This is a genomic window from Citrobacter sp. wls716 (genome assembly GCF_005280975.1).
GTDB classification, from domain to species: Bacteria; Pseudomonadota; Gammaproteobacteria; order Enterobacterales; family Enterobacteriaceae; genus Citrobacter; species Citrobacter youngae.
Map to the genome: position 1 here is coordinate 214,178 of NZ_SZWX01000049.1, position 17,262 is coordinate 231,439.

The 17,262-nt window shown below is 54.6% G+C and carries 17 protein-coding genes; 8 read left to right on the forward strand and 9 right to left on the reverse strand.

Annotation, left to right across the window (positions count from 1 at the left end; translation table 11 throughout):
• Positions 1-79: 79 nt before the first annotated feature.
• Positions 80-1,165, forward strand: a complete 1,086-nt coding sequence (mnmH, locus tag FDX24_RS17350; protein WP_137364672.1) for a tRNA 2-selenouridine(34) synthase MnmH — start codon at positions 80-82, stop codon at positions 1,163-1,165.
• Here mnmH and FDX24_RS17355 read toward each other — a convergent pair whose 3' ends face one another.
• The 6 genes from FDX24_RS17355 to ybbA all read right to left on the reverse strand — a co-directional run bounded on the left by FDX24_RS17355 (position 1,166) and on the right by ybbA (position 8,404).
• Positions 1,166-1,825, reverse strand: a complete 660-nt coding sequence (locus FDX24_RS17355) for a methionine ABC transporter permease (RefSeq protein ID WP_048212383.1) — start codon at positions 1,823-1,825, stop codon at positions 1,166-1,168.
• A complete protein-coding gene (sfbB, locus tag FDX24_RS17360) occupies positions 1,818-2,834 on the reverse strand; it encodes a virulence-associated ABC transporter ATP-binding protein SfbB (RefSeq protein ID WP_137364673.1) in 1,017 nt (338 codons plus the stop codon). The genes FDX24_RS17355 and sfbB overlap by 8 nt, the downstream gene beginning before the upstream one ends.
• Before the next feature lie 63 nt (positions 2,835-2,897).
• Positions 2,898-3,728, reverse strand: a complete 831-nt coding sequence (locus FDX24_RS17365; protein ID WP_040232652.1) for a MetQ/NlpA family ABC transporter substrate-binding protein — start codon at positions 3,726-3,728, stop codon at positions 2,898-2,900.
• Positions 3,729-3,984: 256 nt separating this feature from the next.
• Complete coding sequence (locus FDX24_RS17370) at positions 3,985-5,118, reverse strand: porin (RefSeq protein WP_048212385.1); 1,134 nt, start codon at positions 5,116-5,118, stop codon at positions 3,985-3,987.
• A 188-nt stretch (positions 5,119-5,306) separates the two neighbouring features.
• Positions 5,307-7,721 carry a putative ABC transporter permease subunit YbbP gene (gene ybbP, locus FDX24_RS17375; protein WP_137364674.1) on the reverse strand — a complete coding sequence of 805 codons (2,415 nt, stop codon included), beginning with the start codon at positions 7,719-7,721 and terminating at the stop codon, positions 5,307-5,309.
• Positions 7,718-8,404, reverse strand: coding sequence for a putative ABC transporter ATP-binding protein YbbA (gene ybbA / locus FDX24_RS17380; RefSeq protein ID WP_048212387.1), 687 nt, complete (start codon positions 8,402-8,404; stop codon positions 7,718-7,720). Before ybbA ends, ybbP begins: the two co-directional genes overlap by 4 nt.
• On the opposite strand from ybbA, the gene tesA reads away from it, so the two are divergent.
• Genes tesA through FDX24_RS17395 form a run of 3 tightly spaced genes read left to right on the forward strand, consistent with a single transcriptional unit; the run spans position 8,372 to position 10,710 of the window.
• Positions 8,372-8,998, forward strand: a complete 627-nt coding sequence (gene tesA / locus FDX24_RS17385) for a multifunctional acyl-CoA thioesterase I/protease I/lysophospholipase L1 (protein WP_101741825.1) — start codon at positions 8,372-8,374, stop codon at positions 8,996-8,998. The two genes, ybbA and tesA, sit on opposite strands and share 33 nt — an antisense overlap.
• A 28-nt stretch (positions 8,999-9,026) precedes the next feature.
• Positions 9,027-9,797, forward strand: coding sequence for an SDR family oxidoreductase (locus FDX24_RS17390; RefSeq protein ID WP_137364675.1), 771 nt, complete (start codon positions 9,027-9,029; stop codon positions 9,795-9,797).
• Between the two features lie 58 nt (positions 9,798-9,855).
• Positions 9,856-10,710, forward strand: a complete 855-nt coding sequence (locus FDX24_RS17395) for a co-chaperone YbbN (protein WP_137364676.1) — start codon at positions 9,856-9,858, stop codon at positions 10,708-10,710.
• Positions 10,711-10,755: 45 nt separating this feature from the next.
• On the opposite strand, the gene fetB is transcribed toward FDX24_RS17395, so the two are convergent.
• Complete coding sequence (gene fetB, locus FDX24_RS17400) at positions 10,756-11,535, reverse strand: iron export ABC transporter permease subunit FetB (RefSeq protein ID WP_016149725.1); 780 nt, start codon at positions 11,533-11,535, stop codon at positions 10,756-10,758.
• On the reverse strand, positions 11,522-12,199 hold the full coding sequence (gene fetA / locus FDX24_RS17405) for an iron ABC transporter ATP-binding protein FetA (RefSeq protein ID WP_115643748.1): 678 nt from the start codon (positions 12,197-12,199) through the stop codon (positions 11,522-11,524). The genes fetB and fetA overlap by 14 nt, the downstream gene beginning before the upstream one ends.
• 259 nt (positions 12,200-12,458) lie before the next feature.
• Here fetA and FDX24_RS17410 point away from each other — a divergent pair, with 259 nt between their 5' ends.
• The 4 genes from FDX24_RS17410 to FDX24_RS17425 are packed head-to-tail and all read left to right on the forward strand — an operon-like array spanning position 12,459 to position 16,681.
• The gene (locus tag FDX24_RS17410; protein WP_003021835.1) at positions 12,459-13,376 is read left to right on the forward strand and encodes an SPFH domain-containing protein; all 918 of its coding nucleotides are present in this window, start codon (positions 12,459-12,461) and stop codon (positions 13,374-13,376) included.
• On the forward strand, positions 13,373-13,831 hold the full coding sequence (locus FDX24_RS17415) for an NfeD family protein (RefSeq protein ID WP_061067452.1): 459 nt from the start codon (positions 13,373-13,375) through the stop codon (positions 13,829-13,831). The genes FDX24_RS17410 and FDX24_RS17415 overlap by 4 nt, the downstream gene beginning before the upstream one ends.
• Before the next feature lie 19 nt (positions 13,832-13,850).
• Positions 13,851-15,995 carry a hypothetical protein gene (locus FDX24_RS17420; protein ID WP_137364677.1) on the forward strand — a complete coding sequence of 715 codons (2,145 nt, stop codon included), beginning with the start codon at positions 13,851-13,853 and terminating at the stop codon, positions 15,993-15,995.
• Complete coding sequence (locus FDX24_RS17425; RefSeq protein WP_137364678.1) at positions 15,965-16,681, forward strand: DUF3142 domain-containing protein; 717 nt, start codon at positions 15,965-15,967, stop codon at positions 16,679-16,681. The genes FDX24_RS17420 and FDX24_RS17425 overlap by 31 nt, the downstream gene beginning before the upstream one ends.
• Here the strand turns inward: FDX24_RS17425 and cueR are convergent.
• A complete protein-coding gene (gene cueR / locus FDX24_RS17430) occupies positions 16,678-17,088 on the reverse strand; it encodes a Cu(I)-responsive transcriptional regulator (RefSeq protein WP_003021822.1) in 411 nt (136 codons plus the stop codon). The genes FDX24_RS17425 and cueR overlap by 4 nt on opposite strands.
• Between the last annotated feature and the right edge of the window lie 174 nt (positions 17,089-17,262).

Below are 17,262 nucleotides of genomic sequence, written 5' to 3' on the forward strand. Positions count from 1 at the left end.
GTTGATTTTATCCTTCCCCGGCCCCTCTTCTGGCGCGTAAAATCTCCTCCATTGCTGTTTTGTATTTTCAGGACTGAACATGAACGATGGAACGGACTATCGTGCGATTCTGCTCGCCGGTACGCCTTTAATCGATGTACGCGCCCCCGTCGAATTTCAGCAGGGCGCAATGCCGGGCGCAATAAACCTTCCCTTAATGAACGATGACGAACGTGCCGCCGTAGGTACCTGTTATAAACGTCAGGGGCCTGAGGCCGCCCTCGCGCTCGGCCATCAACTGGTCTGTGGCGAGACTCGCCAGCAACGCATGAAGGCATGGCTTAATGCCTGTCGTCAAAATCCTGCGGGCTACTTATGTTGCGCGCGCGGCGGCCAGCGTTCGCACATTGTGCAGCAATGGTTGCACGAGTCCGGTACTGACTACCCGCTAATACAAGGCGGTTATAAAGCATTGCGTCAGGCGGCAATTCAACTGACTGAAGAACTGGTGCAAAAACCGATCATCTTAATTGGCGGCTGTACCGGGAACGGTAAAACGCAATTGGTGCAACAGCAGCCGAACGGCATTGACCTTGAAGGTCTGGCGCACCATCGCGGTTCCTCGTTTGGTCGCACCGTTGAGCCGCAGCTGAGCCAGGCAAGCTTTGAAAACCTGCTGGCGGTCGAAATGCTGAAAACCGACAGCCGTCAGGATCTGCGTCTGTGGGTACTTGAGGACGAAGGCCGCATGATCGGCGCTAATCATCTGCCCGAATGCCTGCGCGAGCGCATGACCCAGGCATCTATTGCGGTGGTGGACGATCCTTTTGAGCTACGGCTGGAGCGCCTGCGCGAAGAGTATTTTATCCGTATGCACCACGATTTCACCCACGTTTATGGCGAGAATCAGGGCTGGCAGGAGTACTGTGAATATTTGCATCACGGCCTGTTTGCTATCCGCCGCCGTCTGGGTTTACAGCGTTTTGCCGAGCTGACCGCACTGCTCGACGTCGCCCTGCAAGAGCAACAAGCCAACGGCAGTACCGACGCGCATATGGGCTGGCTGGTGCCGTTGCTCAACGAATATTACGACCCGATGTATCGCTATCAACTGGAAAAGAAAGCCGCGAAAATCGTCTTTCGCGGCTCATGGCAGGAGGTGGCTGACTGGCTTAGCGTGCAGTAATCAATGTCTGTCGCGCTTGTCTGCGCGTTTCGCCAGCCAGTCGCCCAGCACCTGAACGACCTGCACCAGAATAATCAACGCCACCACGGTGACTACCATGACCTGGGTTTCGTAGCGGTAATAACCAAAGCGAATCGCCAGGTCGCCTACCCCGCCGCCGCCAACGATCCCAGCCATTGCGGAGTAACCGATCAAACTCACCAGCGTTATCGTCAACCCACGCAGCAGACCCGCGCTCGCCTCCGGTAACAGAACGGTGCAGATGATGCGCATCGGGCTGGCGCCAAAGGCTTCCGCCGCCTCGATAATGCCTTTATCGACTTCACGTAGCGCGCTATCAACCAGACGGGCATAGAAAGCAATTGCTGCTACCGAAAGTGGGACCGACGCCGCGATGGGTCCAATGGTATTGCCGAGCAAAAACTGGGTGAGCGGCAACAACAGAACCAGCAGGATCACAAACGGCACCGAACGGATAATATTCACCAGCACGGAGCTGAGCAGATACACAAAACGGTTTTGCCAGAATAAATGCCGGTCGGTAACGAAAATAAGAAAACCGAGCGGCAGACCGCCAATAATCGCCAACAGCGTAGAGATGCTCAGCATCTGGAAGGTTTCATTGAACGCCAGCGTCAAATCCGGCAATAAATCATCCACGAATCACCTCCACCTGTGCAGTACGTTGACGAATATGTTCCACGGCGATATCCACCGCAGAAGGGTTATGCGGCGCGGTGAGTTGCACCACCAGAATCCCCAGCGCACGTTCGCCGATATATTCAATTTTGCCGTGCAGAATGTTCACCGCCACGCCAAATTTAACCGCCACTTCTGACAACACCGGCTGTTCTGCCGAATCACCGATGAACAGAATTTTTAGCAACTGACCGGGCAGATGCTGGCGCAGACGGTCGGGTAGCGTCAGATTGAGAGTATGCGACACCAGTTGCTGAGTGAAAGCGTGCTGCGGGTGAGCAAAAACATCAAACACCTCACCAGACTCCACTACCTTGCCACCGGACATCACCGCCACGCGATCGCAAATGGATTTGATCACGTTCATCTCATGGGTGATCAGCACGATCGTGATCCCCAACTGTTGGTTGATCTGCTTAAGCAACGTCAGAATCGTGGCTGACGTTTCCAGATCCAATGCGGAAGTCGGTTCATCACACAGCAACACATCCGGGTGATTAGCAATCGCACGGGCAATACCCACGCGCTGCTTTTGCCCACCGCTGAGCTGAACCGGAAAACGGTTTGCTTTATCCGCCAGTCCGACCAACGTCAGAATCTCCGCCACGCGTGGAGCGATTTTGCTGCGCTCCCATCCGGCAGCCTTCAGGCTGAAAGCAACGTTTTGCGCCACAGTGCGGGTATGCATCAGATTAAAGTGCTGAAAAATCATACCAATACGCTGACGGGCTTTACGTAACTGAGAGCCTTCCAGCGCAGAAATTTCTACGCCGTTCACCTTTACGCTTCCCTGGCTCGGACGCGTTAAGGCGTTCAGGGTGCGCAGCAGCGTACTTTTCCCCGCGCCACTGGTCCCGACAATGCCAAATATCTCACCTGCGCCAATGCGCAAGCTAACGTCATCAACCGCCCGGGTTGATGCTCCACGGCCTGCGGCGAAGTCCACGCAAACCTTTTCTATCTCAATCATAGCCACCTCAGAAATGCGAAAAGGGCAGTCGTCGCTGCCCCTGTTAACCCTTGTGCGCAGCGATTATTGGGCTGCCGACATCCATTCCGGTTTCTGGAAGGCGCTGTAGATATTTTTCGGGTCGTCAATCACGGCGCGATATGCCGGAGATTTCACCGCCTCAACAATATCTTTGGCGAACGGTTTATCCGCATCTTCACTGCGTACCGCAATGATATTTTTAAGATTTTCATCCAGATGCTCTTGCTTGATGGCGCTGGCGAGATCCAGTTTTGCCGCCACGGCAAAGTTACCGTTAACCAATGCCCCGGTCACGCCGTCCAGCGTGCGCGGCAGTTGTGCTGCCTCCAGCGGTTTAAACACCAGCCCTTTCGGGTTGCTGGCGATATCGCGCTCAGAGGCTTTAGTCGGGTCGATGTTATCTTTGATGGTGATAAGGCCAATTGACTGCAGGAATCGCAGGCCGCGAGCCAGGTTGGTGGGATCGTTGGAAAGCGTGATCACATCCCCTTTTTTCAACTCATCCAGGCTTTTGATTTTATGTGAGTAAAAACCCATCCCGGCCGTTGGAACCACAATCAGCTTGCTCAGCTTCAGGCCTTTATCGGCGGTGAATTTGTCAAAGTAAAGCGAGTGCTGGAACAGGTTGGCATCAATGCTGCCGTTGGAGAGCGCCATGTTAGGCTGCACGTAGTCGCTGAATTCGCGCACCACGACCTTATAGCCTTTCTCTTTCAGCGTAGGGGCAATGGCTTGTTTTACCATATCGCCGTACGGCCCAGGCGCGACGCCAAATACGATGGTGTGCGGATCACTGTTCGCATGAGCAAATTGTAATCCACAGGCCAGTAACAGCGCCCCGGTCGCGACGCGTAAACTCTGACGCAATCCCATAATCTCTCCATTTTAACGTTGTAATGTCATGTCTCACGCCGTTCTTGCGGCGTTGTTGTTGTTAACCTGTTTAACAGGCTGATTGTTAACATGACACAGATCACAACCTGCTGTCCTTGAAATTATTTCATGATGTTGCAGAATGTGTTTTCAAATGAGAGAAGGCATGAAAAAGCCGGATGTCGGCACAAGTGCCTTATCCGGCCTACAACAGCTTTCTTAGGCCCGATAAGCGCATCGGGCGGCGGGCGTTTGATTAGAAATCGTAACGCAGACGAACCAGGTTCATATCACCCAGATTGTCGGTGCTGGAGGTGAAGACGTGTTCGTAATCCACACGGAAACCGTAATCCAGCTGGAAGCTGATACCCACACCGTTGTCGGTGCGCAGGTAGTTACGACCATTCACGTATTCAATACGATCACCCATAAAGTATGGCTGAACGGATTTCAGCGCATACTGACCAACCGGGAAGGTGTAACCCGCGAAGTATTCCAGACCCCAGGCATCACCGGCAAAGTAGTCGTTAACCGAGACTTTTTTGGTGGTCATGAAGTTCTGATACCAGCCGCCGCCCATTGAGAAGGTCCAGTTGTCCGGTTTCCAGCTCAGCGCGGTACCGACGATGTTTTGATCGTAGGTTTTGCTGGTGTTACCACGCATTTCCGCGCGGGTGTAGTTCCACGCTGTACCCCAGGTCAGGTCATCGGTAATGTGATAATCCACACCCAGCGAGCCGCCGCCTTTACGTTTGTAACGCAGGCCGTTATTCGGGTTGTAGTCATCGCTGAACAGATAAGACGCGTAAAGATCAACATCGCCTACCGTATTTTTATACTTCAGTGATTTACGTGTACGATAGGAACCGTCGTAGTCGCCATTGATACCGTTACCTGGCGCCTGGCCGATCATGTCGTAGTCCCAGATATCCGTTTTCGCACCCACCACATCATAGTAAATGCTGTTCTGTTGACCGAAGGTCAGCGTACCCCAGGTCGCGCTCTTCAGACCGGTGTACAGCATACGACGCGTGGTATCGTTGGCACCGTTAGCATAGTGATTGTCCCAGTTGAACATCGCCGGGAAGTTAACACCCAGCTCGTAGTAGCTCACCCAACTGATGTCATCAAACAGATAGTAGTCAGCGGCGAAGCGGAAACGCGTCCCGCCGTCGAAGCCATTACGTTTGTAGCCATTCTTCCCATCGTCACCAGCCATATTCTGGAACTGCGGACGAATACTCCCGCCGACGGTGAAATTAAGACGGCTCAGCGGATTGCCCGCTTGCGGATCTTGTTTCAGGACCGTGATTTCCGCCTGAGAGGCGAAAGTCGTTAATGCCACTGCTGCGCCGATCGATACTGCCAGCGCCGTTTTTTTTATAGTCATTATTTGTACCTTGATAGATAGCCTGCCAATTATTCAGCATACAAATATTAACGTTTATTAATACACTCGTGTTGTCGGGTTTTTATTGATTTGTGCTGTTAAATATCAAGTAGTTATCAATTTGTGCTACATAGATAAAAAAACGCACCGATTTAAAAAAACCGGTGCGTAATCATCACGAATATGAATTAACTGCTGAACTGACGGAACAACGCTTTGCCTTTAAGAAGACGTGAACCGAGCCATCCGCCGCAGAGAGAGAGCAGCAATGCCCCACAAAGCGGCAACACAACCCACAGCCGCCAGTCTGGCTCCCACGGGAAATCAAACACGTGGGTTTGCAGCACCGCCAGCGCCGTTTCCGCCCCGATGGCCGCCACCAGGCCGGCGACCATCCCGAGCATCGCGAACTCGCACCACAGCGTGGTACGCAGCAGCTTCTTGCCCGCGCCCAGCGTACGCCAGACCACCAGTTCCTGATGACGCTGACGCATCCCCACCTGCACCTGCGCCAATAGCAGCAACATACCGCAGGCGGTAACCAGCACCACCATCACCTCCAGCGCGCGGCTCACCTGCTCCAGCACCTGACTCACCTGTTTGAGGATCGCACCGATATCCAACAGGCTGATGGTTGGGAACTCCCGATTAAGCTGTGTCAGCATGCCGTTGCCGTTCTCCCAACGAAAGCTGGTTAACCAACTTTGCGGCTGCCCGTCCAGCGCACCGGAGGGGAAAATGAAGAAGAAATTCGGTCGCAGGCTTTCCCAGTCCACTTTGCGCAGACTGCTGACTGTGGCGCTGAAATCCTGGGTATCGCCCATAAAGGTCACACGATCGCCAGGCTTTACGTTTAACCGCTTCGCCAGCCCCTCTTCCATCGACACTTCACCCGCTTTTGGCGGCCAGCTTCCGGCGGTAATCGGGTTATGATCCGGCCGGGTATCCTGCCAGGTCAGATTCAATTCACGATTAAGCGCCTCGTCCTGATTACCTTCGGTCGCTTTGTCATTGATTGCCGTCAGACGCGCCCGCACGATGGGATAGAACGACTCAGGGATCACCTGATGCTCAGCAAGGAAAGCCTTCAGCGGAGCCACTTGCTCAGTGGCAATGTTGATCAGAAAATAGTTTGGACTTTCCGGCGGCATTTGCTGCTGCCAGCGGTCGAGGAGATCGCCGCGCAGCACCAGCAACAGCGCCAGCAGCATAAAGGAGAGCGAAAATGCCGACAGTTGGCTCAGCGTTGACCACGGCTGGCGCAACAGCCGGCTGACCGCTAAACGTAGCGGTAGCGACGTTAACGTCAGGCCACGCAGTACGTTGAGCAGCATCCAACCCAGCACGCCGCACAGCAGCGCCAGCACCACCGCCCCGGCCAGTACCGCCCACAGCAGCATACTTCCGCCCATCAATCCGGCCAGCAGCGCAACCACAACTATCGTTGCTACGGGCAGATAGACCTTAAGCGGCCAGACGTTTGCCACCACGTCGCGACGCAGTACCCGCAATGGTTGTGTCGCCAGCAGCAGGCGATAAGGGCGTAGCCCCACCAGCAGAGAAATGACGGTCATCGTACCGAGTGCCCACAGCCACGGCCACAGGCTGGCGGGCGGCAGCTCACCGGGCAGAACTGGCTTCAGTAATACCACCAGCACCCGCTCAAATAACAGCCCGAACAGGCCGCCGGTCACGCCAGACAGCGCCAGCACCATCAGCCACTGGCCGATAATCAGCTTGCGCAGCTGCGCCCTACCCGCGCCGAGCGTTTTTAATATCGCCACCAAATCGTAACGGCTACGGCAGTAATGATTCATCGCCACGGCAACGGCAGCAACCGCCAGCAGTAGCGTTAACAGTGCCGACAGCAGCAGGAACTGTTGCGAACGCTGCAGAGATTTCCCCAACGCCCCTTCATCCTGCTCCAGCCCATACCAGCGCTGTTCCGGCTTTAACTGCGGCAGCAGCCATTTTTCATAGGCTTCCAGTTGCTGTGGCGTACCACCAAATTTATAGCGCCAGGTCACCCGGCTTCCCGGCTGGACCGCCGCCGTTTTTTCGACATCCGCCATGTTCATCATCAGGCGCGGCGCTATCTGGAAGGGATTAAAACCGGAATCCGGTTCCTGCGCCACTTCTCCGGCGATGCGCAGGGTGGCATCGCCAACGTCGATGGAATCACCGATTTTTACGTTGAGCAGCGCCATCAGACGCGGGGCCAGCAGCACTGAGCCCGGCTGCGGTTTCAGCCCCGGCGGATTGGTTTGCAACGTGCCGTACATCGGATACACATCATCCACCGCTTTGACGTTCGCCAGTTGCGGCGTATCCCGGGCAAAGGTCATGGTGGCAAAGGTGAGCTGTTCACCCACCTTCAGACCACGCTGTCGCGCCTCGTCAATCCATGCTTTCGGCACAGCGCGCGAACTTTGCAGCGACCGATCGCCCGCCATAAACTCACGACTTTGCTGGCTAAGTCCTTTTTCCATGCGATCGCTGATATTGCCCAGCGCCAGTACGCAGGCCACCGCCAGGCTTAACGCCAGCCAGACAATCAGTAATGAAGGCGAGCGCCATTCGCGCCAGAACCAGCGTGCAATCATGCCTCCTCCTGCAACTGTCCGTTTACCAGGCGTAAACGCCTATCGCAACGCGCCGCCAGCTGCGGGTCATGGGTCACCAGAATCAGGGTGGTGCCATGTTCCCGGTTCAGAGAAAACAGCAGGTCGGCGATTTTGTCCCCGGTCTGGCGGTCCAGATTGCCCGTTGGTTCATCGGCAAACAGCACGTCAGGGCGTCCGTTAAACGCCCGCGCCAGCGCTACGCGCTGCTGCTCCCCGCCGGAAAGCTGGGCCGGAAGATGATCAAGGCGTTTTCCCAACCCCAGTTGCTCCAGCAGCGTTTTTGCCCCGTCACGACTTTTTCCGCTATTTTCGCCGCGTAGCAGCGCGGGTAGTTCGACGTTTTCCAGCGCGTTGAGGGTTGGAATTAACATGAATGACTGGAAGACAAAGCCCACGTGTCGCGCCCGCAGCTGCGCCCGGGCTTCTTCATCCATGGCGTGCAGCGCCTGCCCTACCAGGCTGACTTCACCGCTGGAGCCATCGTCCAGCCCGGCGAGGATCGCCAGCAGCGTGGATTTCCCCGATCCCGACTCGCCTATCAGCGCAATGGTCTCGGCGCGTTTGACAACCAGTTCAACTCCGGTAAGGATGGATAGCTCATGATCACCCTGACCGACGGATTTCTTAAGATGATGAACTTCAACAATGTTTTCCGCTGGCATTGGCCTTTCCTGTTCCTGGTTCTGTTAACTTTCCGCGCCGCCGCAGCGGACACGTTATTAATTCTGGGTGACAGCCTGAGCGCCGGATACCGTATGTCCGCCAGCGCCGCGTGGCCTGCACTGCTTAATGATAAATGGCACAGCAAAACACCGGTGGTAAATGCCAGTATTAGCGGTGATACCTCTCAGCAGGGTCTGGCCCGCCTACCCGCATTACTCAAGCAGCACCAGCCGCGCTGGGTGCTGGTCGAACTTGGCGGCAACGATGGCCTGCGCGGGTTTGCACCAGCCCAAACTGAACAAACCCTGCGTACCATTTTGCAAGACGTGAAAGCGGCAAATGCCGAACCGCTACTGATGCAAATTCATCTGCCAGCTAACTACGGTCGCCGTTATAATGAAACCTTTAGCGCGATTTATCCAAAGCTCGCCAAAGAGTTTGATATTCCTCTGCTGCCCTTTTTTATGGAAGAGGTCTATCTGAAACCCCAATGGATGCAGGATGATGGTATCCATCCTAATCGTGACGCCCAGCCGTTTATTGCCGACTGGATGGCGAAACAATTGACCCCTTTAGTAAATCACGACTCGTAATTCAACGGAGATCCTGACAGGTAAAGTTATGCAAAAATCGGTCTTAATAACAGGATGTTCCAGTGGTATTGGCCTGGAAAGTGCGCTTGAGCTTAAACGCCAGGGTTTTCGAATTCTGGCTGGCTGCCGCAAACCTGACGATGTCGCGCGCATGAACGGCATGGGATTCACCGGCGTATTGCTGGATCTCGACTCACCCGAAAGCGTGGATCGCGCCGCCGATGAGGTGATCGTCCTGACCGATAACCGTTTGTATGGGATCTTTAACAACGCCGGATACGGCGTCTATGGTCCCCTGCCCACCATCAGCCGCGAGCAAATGGAACAGCAATTTTCCGCCAACTTTTTTGGCGCACATCAGCTCACCATGCGCCTGTTGCCTGCCATGCTCCCTCACGGCGAAGGACGTATCGTGATGACCTCATCGGTGATGGGATTGATCTCAACGCCGGGACGCGGCGCCTATGCCGCCAGCAAATATGCGCTGGAAGCCTGGTCCGACGCGCTGCGTATGGAGCTGCGCCACAGCGGCATTAAGGTCAGCCTGATTGAGCCCGGCCCCATCCGTACCCGCTTTACCGAAAACGTCAACCAGACCCAGAGTGATAAGCCCGTCGAGAACCCCGGTATTGCTGCTCGATTTACATTGGGCCCGGAGGCCGTTGTCGCCAAAGTGCGTCATGCGTTTGAGAGCGACAAACCGAAGCTACGTTATCCGGTTACGTTGGTGACCTGGGCAGTGATGCTACTTAAACGCCTGTTGCCAGGCCGCATAATGGACAAAATTTTACAGGGTTGAGTTGAAGCGCGCGCGTCAGCCCCCATGTAACAAGAAATCGACAAAAGAGAGTAACTCCATGTCCACACAGAATATTGTTAACATTAACGAATCTAACCTGCAGCAGACCCTTGAACAGTCGATGACCACGCCGGTCCTGTTCTATTTCTGGTCTGAGCGCAGCCAGCACTGCCTGCAATTGACGCCGGTACTGGAGAGCCTTGCCGCCCAGTACAACGGCCAGTTTATTCTCGCCAAGCTCGACTGCGACGCCGAGCAGATGATCGCTTCTCAGTTTGGCCTGCGCGCCATCCCTACGGTTTATCTGTTCCAGAACGGTCAGCCAGTAGACGGATTCCAGGGCCCGCAGCCGGAAGAGGTTATCCGCGCGCTGCTGGAAAAAGTGTTGCCGAGCGAAGAAGAGCTGAAAGCGCGTCAGGCAATCGAGTTTATTGAGGCTGGTAATCACGCGGATGCACTGCCGCTGCTGAAAGAAGCCTGGCAGATCTCCAACCAGAGCAGCGAAATTGGCCTGCTGCTGGCGGAAACGCAAATCGCCCTCAATCGTTCTGACGATGCCGAAGCGGTGCTGAAAACCATTCCGTTGCAGGATCAGGATACCCGCTATCAGGGACTGGTGGCGCAGATAGAACTGCTGAAGCAGGCGGCGGATACACCGGAAATCCAGCAACTGCAGCAGCAGGTCGCCAGCAATCCGCAGGATGCGGCGCTGGCAACTCAACTGGCCATCCAGTTACATCAGGTCGGACGTAACGAGGAATCACTGGAACTGCTGTTCAGCCACCTGAAGAAAGATCTCACTGCTGCCGACGGTCAGGCACGTAAGACCTTCCAGGAGATCCTTGCCGCACTCGGAACCGGCGATACGCTGGCCTCAAAATACCGCCGCCAGCTGTACGCGCTGTTGTACTAATCTGCCGCATTTGCCGGATAGCGCTAGCCGCCATCCGGCATCACATCACGTCTTCTTCAAATGCGTTACGACTAATTGGTGGCGCGAATTGTAGAATTTCCGATAAGTCAGGTAGCAGGCAATAATGGTCGACAGGCTGGCAGTAGAAAGCAGCATAAACGTCACCATAATCTGATACTTAATCGCTTTTACTGGATCAATACCCGCGAAGATCAATCCGGACATCATCCCCGGTAAACTCACCAGCCCTACCGTTTTAGCAGAGTCGATCGTTGGGATCAGCGAGGCGCGAATGCTGTCGCGAATCAGCGCCGCGGAGGCCACTTTCGGCGTCGCGCCGAGGCTGAGTTTTTCCTGAATTTGCTGCTGTTCGCTGTTAAACCGCTGCCCCAGATTGTTGTAACACAGCCCCACTGCTACCATCGCATTGCCTGCAATCATGCCGGAGATCGGGATGACCTGCATCGGCGTGAACTCGATAGAGCCAGACAAAACCAGCACCGCCAGCGTTAATCCCGCCCCCACCGTGATAGCGATAAACGACGAGAGGAAAGCTTTATCAATATATTTACTGCGTTTTTGTGCGTTATAAGCCGCGTTAAAGCAGATAAACAGCACCATCAGTAAGGTCAGAATACTGTGGTTAACGCCAAAAATATATTTCAGCACATAGCCGACGATAATAAGCTGAACCACTGCCCGGCAAACGCTCCAGAGAATATCTTTCTCCAGCGCCAGTTTTTCTTTGTGACTAATCAGGATCGCCACCACCACCAGCATCATCGCTAATGCCAGGGACTCATTGGTAATATTATGCTCGTTCATTGCGTGCTTCCTGCATTTCTCCGGCGTGCGGTTGAAGGGTTATGACATTATCCGCATGCGTAATTTCATCTTTGTCGTGCGTCACCCACAGCACCGCAATATTCTTATCGCGAACATAGTGGTGAATTAATTCGTTCACATTACGTTTATTAGCCTCATCCAGCGCGCTGGTGATTTCATCAAGCAGCAGGATTTTGGGCAGAAACTGCAAATTACGAATTAACGAGATGCGCTGCTTTTCGCCACCGGACAGCTCATTTATGCTTTTTCTGAGGATCGTCTCGGGGAGTTCAAAACGGGCCAGATCGCTCAGAAACGCATCCGGCTCCGGACGTTTATTACGGATTTGCCAGGGGAAAATGAGGTTGTCGTAAACGGTGTCACCAAACAAAGCGGGCGTTTGCGCGCAATAAGAGACCTGCTGGCGATACGTTTCCGGCTTGAGGGTAGCTATATCCTTGCCTTCAAAGAGAATTTCACCGGCAGTCGGACTCATTAATGACGCCACAATCTTGAGTAACGTACTTTTCCCGCAGCCAGACTGGCCGGTAATCAGCTTAAATTCTCCGGCGCGGAGATCAAAACAGATGTTATTGAGAACCTGCGTCTCCCCTGCCTGCCATGCGACATTTTTTAACTGAAGCAGAATGCTGCTTTCTTCCATTACATATCCCTTTTTTACCTCTTTCATGCAGACAGTCTATACCCAAAATAATTCGAGTTGCATGAAGGCGGCAAGTGAGCGAATCTCCAGGAGCATAGCTAACTATGTGACTGGGGTGAGCTAACGTAGCTAACGCACATGCAACTTGAAGTATGAAGGGTATATGCCTGTAATTTATTATAAGGGAACCCCCCTTGATTAATCGGGTATAATTTGATTAATGAGGCAGTAAAGGACAGCACAACAGGAGGTTTCATCAATGCTCATTTTTATTCCTATTCTTATTTTTGTCGCGCTGGTCATCGTCGGCGCTGGCGTCAAAATCGTCCCGCAGGGATATCAGTGGACGGTAGAGCGTTTTGGCCGTTACACCAAAACCCTGCAACCGGGTTTAAGCCTTGTTGTGCCGTTCATGGACCGCATTGGTCGTAAGATCAACATGATGGAACAGGTGCTTGATATCCCTTCTCAGGAAGTCATCTCCAAAGATAACGCCAACGTCGCCATTGATGCCGTGTGCTTTATTCAGGTGATCGACGCGCCGAAAGCGGCCTATGAAGTTAGCAACCTGGAACTGGCGATTATCAACCTGACCATGACCAACATTCGTACCGTTCTCGGTTCGATGGAACTCGATGAAATGCTCTCCCAGCGCGACAACATCAACACGCGCCTGCTGCATATTGTTGATGAAGCCACGAATCCCTGGGGCATCAAAATCACCCGTATCGAGATCCGCGACGTGCGTCCTCCGGCAGAACTTATCGACGCGATGAACGCGCAGATGAAAGCCGAACGTACCAAGCGCGCCTACATTCTTGAGGCCGAAGGGATCCGTCAGGCAGAAATCGTCAAGGCCGAAGGTGAGAAGCAGTCGAAGATCCTTAAAGCGGAAGGTGAACGCCAGTCCGCATTTTTACAGGCTGAAGCGCGTGAACGTTCCGCAGAAGCCGAAGCTCGCGCAACGCAGATGGTTTCTGAGGCTATTGCCGCCGGGGATATTCAGGCCGTGAACTACTTCGTGGCGCAGAAATACACCGAAGCGCTGCAACACATCGGTTCGTCAAATAACAGCAAAGTGGTGATGATGCCGCTGGATGCCAGCAGCCTGATGGGCTCCATTGCCGGGATTGCCGAACTGGTTAAGGACAGCGCCAGCGAGCGGAAAAAATCATGATAGCGATGATTCTGGTGCATCCGCACATCTTCTGGCTCAGCCTCGGCGGTTTGCTACTCGCCGCCGAGATGCTGGGCGGTAACGGCTATCTGCTGTGGAGCGGCGTAGCGGCGGTAATTACCGGCCTGGTGGTGTGGCTGGTCCCGCTTGACTGGGCGTGGCAGGGGGCTATGTTCGCCGCCCTCACCCTGCTGGCGGCGTGGCTGTGGTGGAAATGGCTGGCAAGGCGCGTTCAGGAGCAGAAACCCGCCGACAGCCATCTTAACCAACGCGGGCAGCAGCTGGTTGGCCGTCGATTTATTCTGGACACTGGCCTGGTCAATGGCCGTGGACATATGCGCGTCGGCGATAGCTCATGGCCCGTCAGCGCCCGCGACGATTTGAGCGCCGGAACGCAGGTTGAAGTCATAGCCGTTGAAGGGATAACCCTGATTATTAAAGCGGTATCACACTAAAAAGACAGGAAATAAGACTATGGTCAGGAAGACACCCCTTGCCTTTGCCCTTTGCACATTACTGACCGCCGCCCCGCAGGCATTCGCCTCTTTCGATATGGAAGACTGCAAATGGAGCGACGACAGCTGCCTGCTGAAAGGCACGCCGACCTTTAATCCGGAAAACGACAGCCGCGACAACCTGCTGCGGCTGCTGAGCCAGGAAAAATCATTTGCTCTGCCGGTGCAATCAATGCCAGCGGACATCACCCGCTCCCGGGATTTCTATTTTGCCTATCACCCGCAGTGGGATGAGGCTTCCCCGCAGCCAACCGCTGCTCCGGCATCCGGCGAAAACAGCCCACTCTCCCGACAGATGGCCGAACTGAACATTAGCGCAGACGAAATAAACGTCAACGACGCTGAGCTTGAGAACCGTCATGTTTCGAATAACACCGGGAGCGTCAGCGCGTTTTTTGCCGCACTGCTGGCCGACTCGACGTTAACGACGGAACAGCGCCAGGCCTTAGCCCAGGCACGTACGGGGCTGCTATCCGGGGCAACCCGCGAGCAAATTGAGTCTTCGCTTGCCCCCCTCCCGGCGGATTCACCCGCTCAGTCCTATAAAAATTATCTGGCCGCAGCCGCCAGTTTCTATGCCGGTGATTATGCCAGCGCCGAACGGGATTTCACTCAGCTTGCCAAAAGTGAGCGTCCGTGGCTGGCAGAGACCGCGCAATACATGCTGATGCGTGCGGCCCTGAACAAGAGCAGCCAGAACAGCGTGGGCGAGTACGGCGATTTTGATATTGCAAAAATTAACCGCGAGGACGCGACTCAGGCTCAGACGCAGGCGCAAGCCTATCTGCAACGTTACCCGCAAGGCCTGTATGCCGACTCCGCGCGCGGTATGCTGCGTCGCATCAACTGGTATTTACAGGCGTGGCCGCAGCTGGCCGGGTTGTATGAGCAGACGCTCCAGCAGTCGGCTGACGCTCGGCAACTGCGTGAAATTGTCATCGAATACGATAATGTCTACGGTATGGCGTTCTACGAACAGTCCGTGGTAGAAGCATTCCCCGATGCGCCGCATGTCAGCTATATCGAACTGCTGCGCGCGCTGCGTCTGGATAACAACAGTAAACCCACGCTAACCCAGGCGCAGCTCGATGCCAGCAAACCGGTGTTTGAGCAGAGCCAAAAATTGCCGCTATGGCGCGATCTGCAACTGAATCTGTGGCTGGCGACGGAGAACTACGCGGCGATTATTCAGGCCGTTACGCCAGCGCAGAAACTTGCCGCTCACGATACGCTCGCCTTCAGTGAACAGGTACTGTACGGCGAAGCGCTGATGGGCCAGAAGAACTGGCGCGCGGCGCGTGATTTCTGGCAGCAGTTGCTAAAACTCAGCCAGGACAACGAACAGCAGCAGTATGTACAGGCTAAGCTCGCCGCAACGCTGGTTTATAGCGGCGACGTGGCGGCGGTTTTTGCCCCAGAAAGCGCAGTAACCAACCTGCGTTTTCGCTCGCAGATACTGAAAACACAGGCCTCGCCTGAACTTTTGCGCCAGCAGGCCGTCCATGGACCTAACAATGAAGAGCGTACCATCGCCCTGCATACGCTGCTGGTACGCGATCTTACCGAAAACCGCTTTGGCGACTGGTTGAATGACAGAAAGCTGGCCAGCGCCATTACCCCACCGGTTATTGGCGACGCGTTTGCTGACGTTAATCTGAGTATTTTCGACTGGAATGGCGATGCCGCTCAAGCCGGTTACACCTGTCGCAGTCTCAATGAAACGGTAACGGTATTGAGCAAAAAAGCGGATGATGCCCACGCGCTGAACTGCTTAGGCGAATTCTTCCGCACCACGCAAACCCACGTCGATTTGTGGAAAAACAGTGCTGGCAACGACGTACTTGAATCAGCAATATCGCGCAAGGAGCCGTTCGGCCAGTTCGACAGGCAAAGCTACTATCAGCAGGTAATCACTTCGCCAAAAGCAGAGGTTGAAGACAAGAGCTTCGCGCTGTATCGCGCCATCATGTGCTATGCGCCGTCAGGTTCTAACGAGTGCGGCGGTGAGGAAGTGGATAAACTGCAGCGTAAAGGCTGGTTCACCCAACTGAAAACGCAGTATCCGGGAAGTCCGTGGGCGCAAAAACTCAAATACTACTGGTAACCGCGCTGCTGGTCGGACAGGCACAGGCGGCGGATATCGTCGCCGCCCGTGAGCATCCGGCCTTCTGGCTGTGGTCCGGCGTGAAGGCCAGTGACGAGCTTAAAGACGCACAAACGGTCTATCTGCATCAGGGTGAGGTGCTGGTTCGTTCGGGTAACGTGGTTTTCCAGCGTCTCGGGCTGCCGGTCAGCCGCCTGTCTTTTCCCTCAATCTGGCTGACCGTGCGCTTTACCACGCTCGATGTACCGGAGGCGATCCCGGCTCGCATCATCAGATTGATGCAACGCTGGCAGACCGCCGGGAATCACGTGGTCGGCCTGCAGGTTGATTTTGACGCGGCGACTCATCAGCTTGCCGATTACGCCCGCTTTCTGCAGCAATTACGTCAACAGCTACCGGCCGAGTTCGCGCTTGGCGTGACTGGACTTCTGGATTGGGCAAAAACGGGCGACGTCGCCACGCTGAATGCGCTGGCGGTCGATGAACTGGTGGTCCAGAGCTATCAGGGCCGTCATACGGTAACGAATTATCAGGCGTATCTGCCTGCACTCAGTCGTCTGCGCATTCCGTTTAAGCTGGGGCTGGTGCAAAACGGTAGCCGGGACCCGCAGGCTGAAGCGCAGCTTGAGAAATCCCCGTGGTACCGCGGCACGGTGGTATTTATGCTTAATCCCCCTCGCCGTTAAGCCTTTGCTTTATGGTGGCAGCAGCCGGAGAGGTTATCGATTATCGGGCATTCGGCGCTGTCATCGCCAGGGCAACTCTCCGCCAGTGCCAGCAAATGCAAGCGCATGGCCTGCAGCTCGCTGATATGCCGCTCAATATCCGCGACCTTTTCTAAGGTACGCTTTTTCACATCTGCGCTATGGCGCGCCGGATCGTTAAACAGATTCACCAGTTCGCCGCACTCTTCGAGATTAAAACCCACCTGGCGTGCCTGGCGTAGCAGCGTCAGTTCATTCAGATGCTGTTGGTTGTATGTGCGATAACCATTTTCGCTACGCAGCGGCGGCGTCACTAAGCCTTTTTCTTCATAAAAGCGTATCGCTTTGCTGGTCAAACCGGTTCTTTTCGCAACATCGCTAATATTCACATTTCCCCCGCGGATCTTGTTGGTACTGAGCCCCATTATAGCCCAGATTGTCGTAATGATTTACCCGAGAACCCTGCACATTTCCCACCATCACCGCGATGCACAAATCCTTTTAATTCACATTGTTATATCCGATTCAGATCACATTTATGCATTTAATGACTGCACGAAATT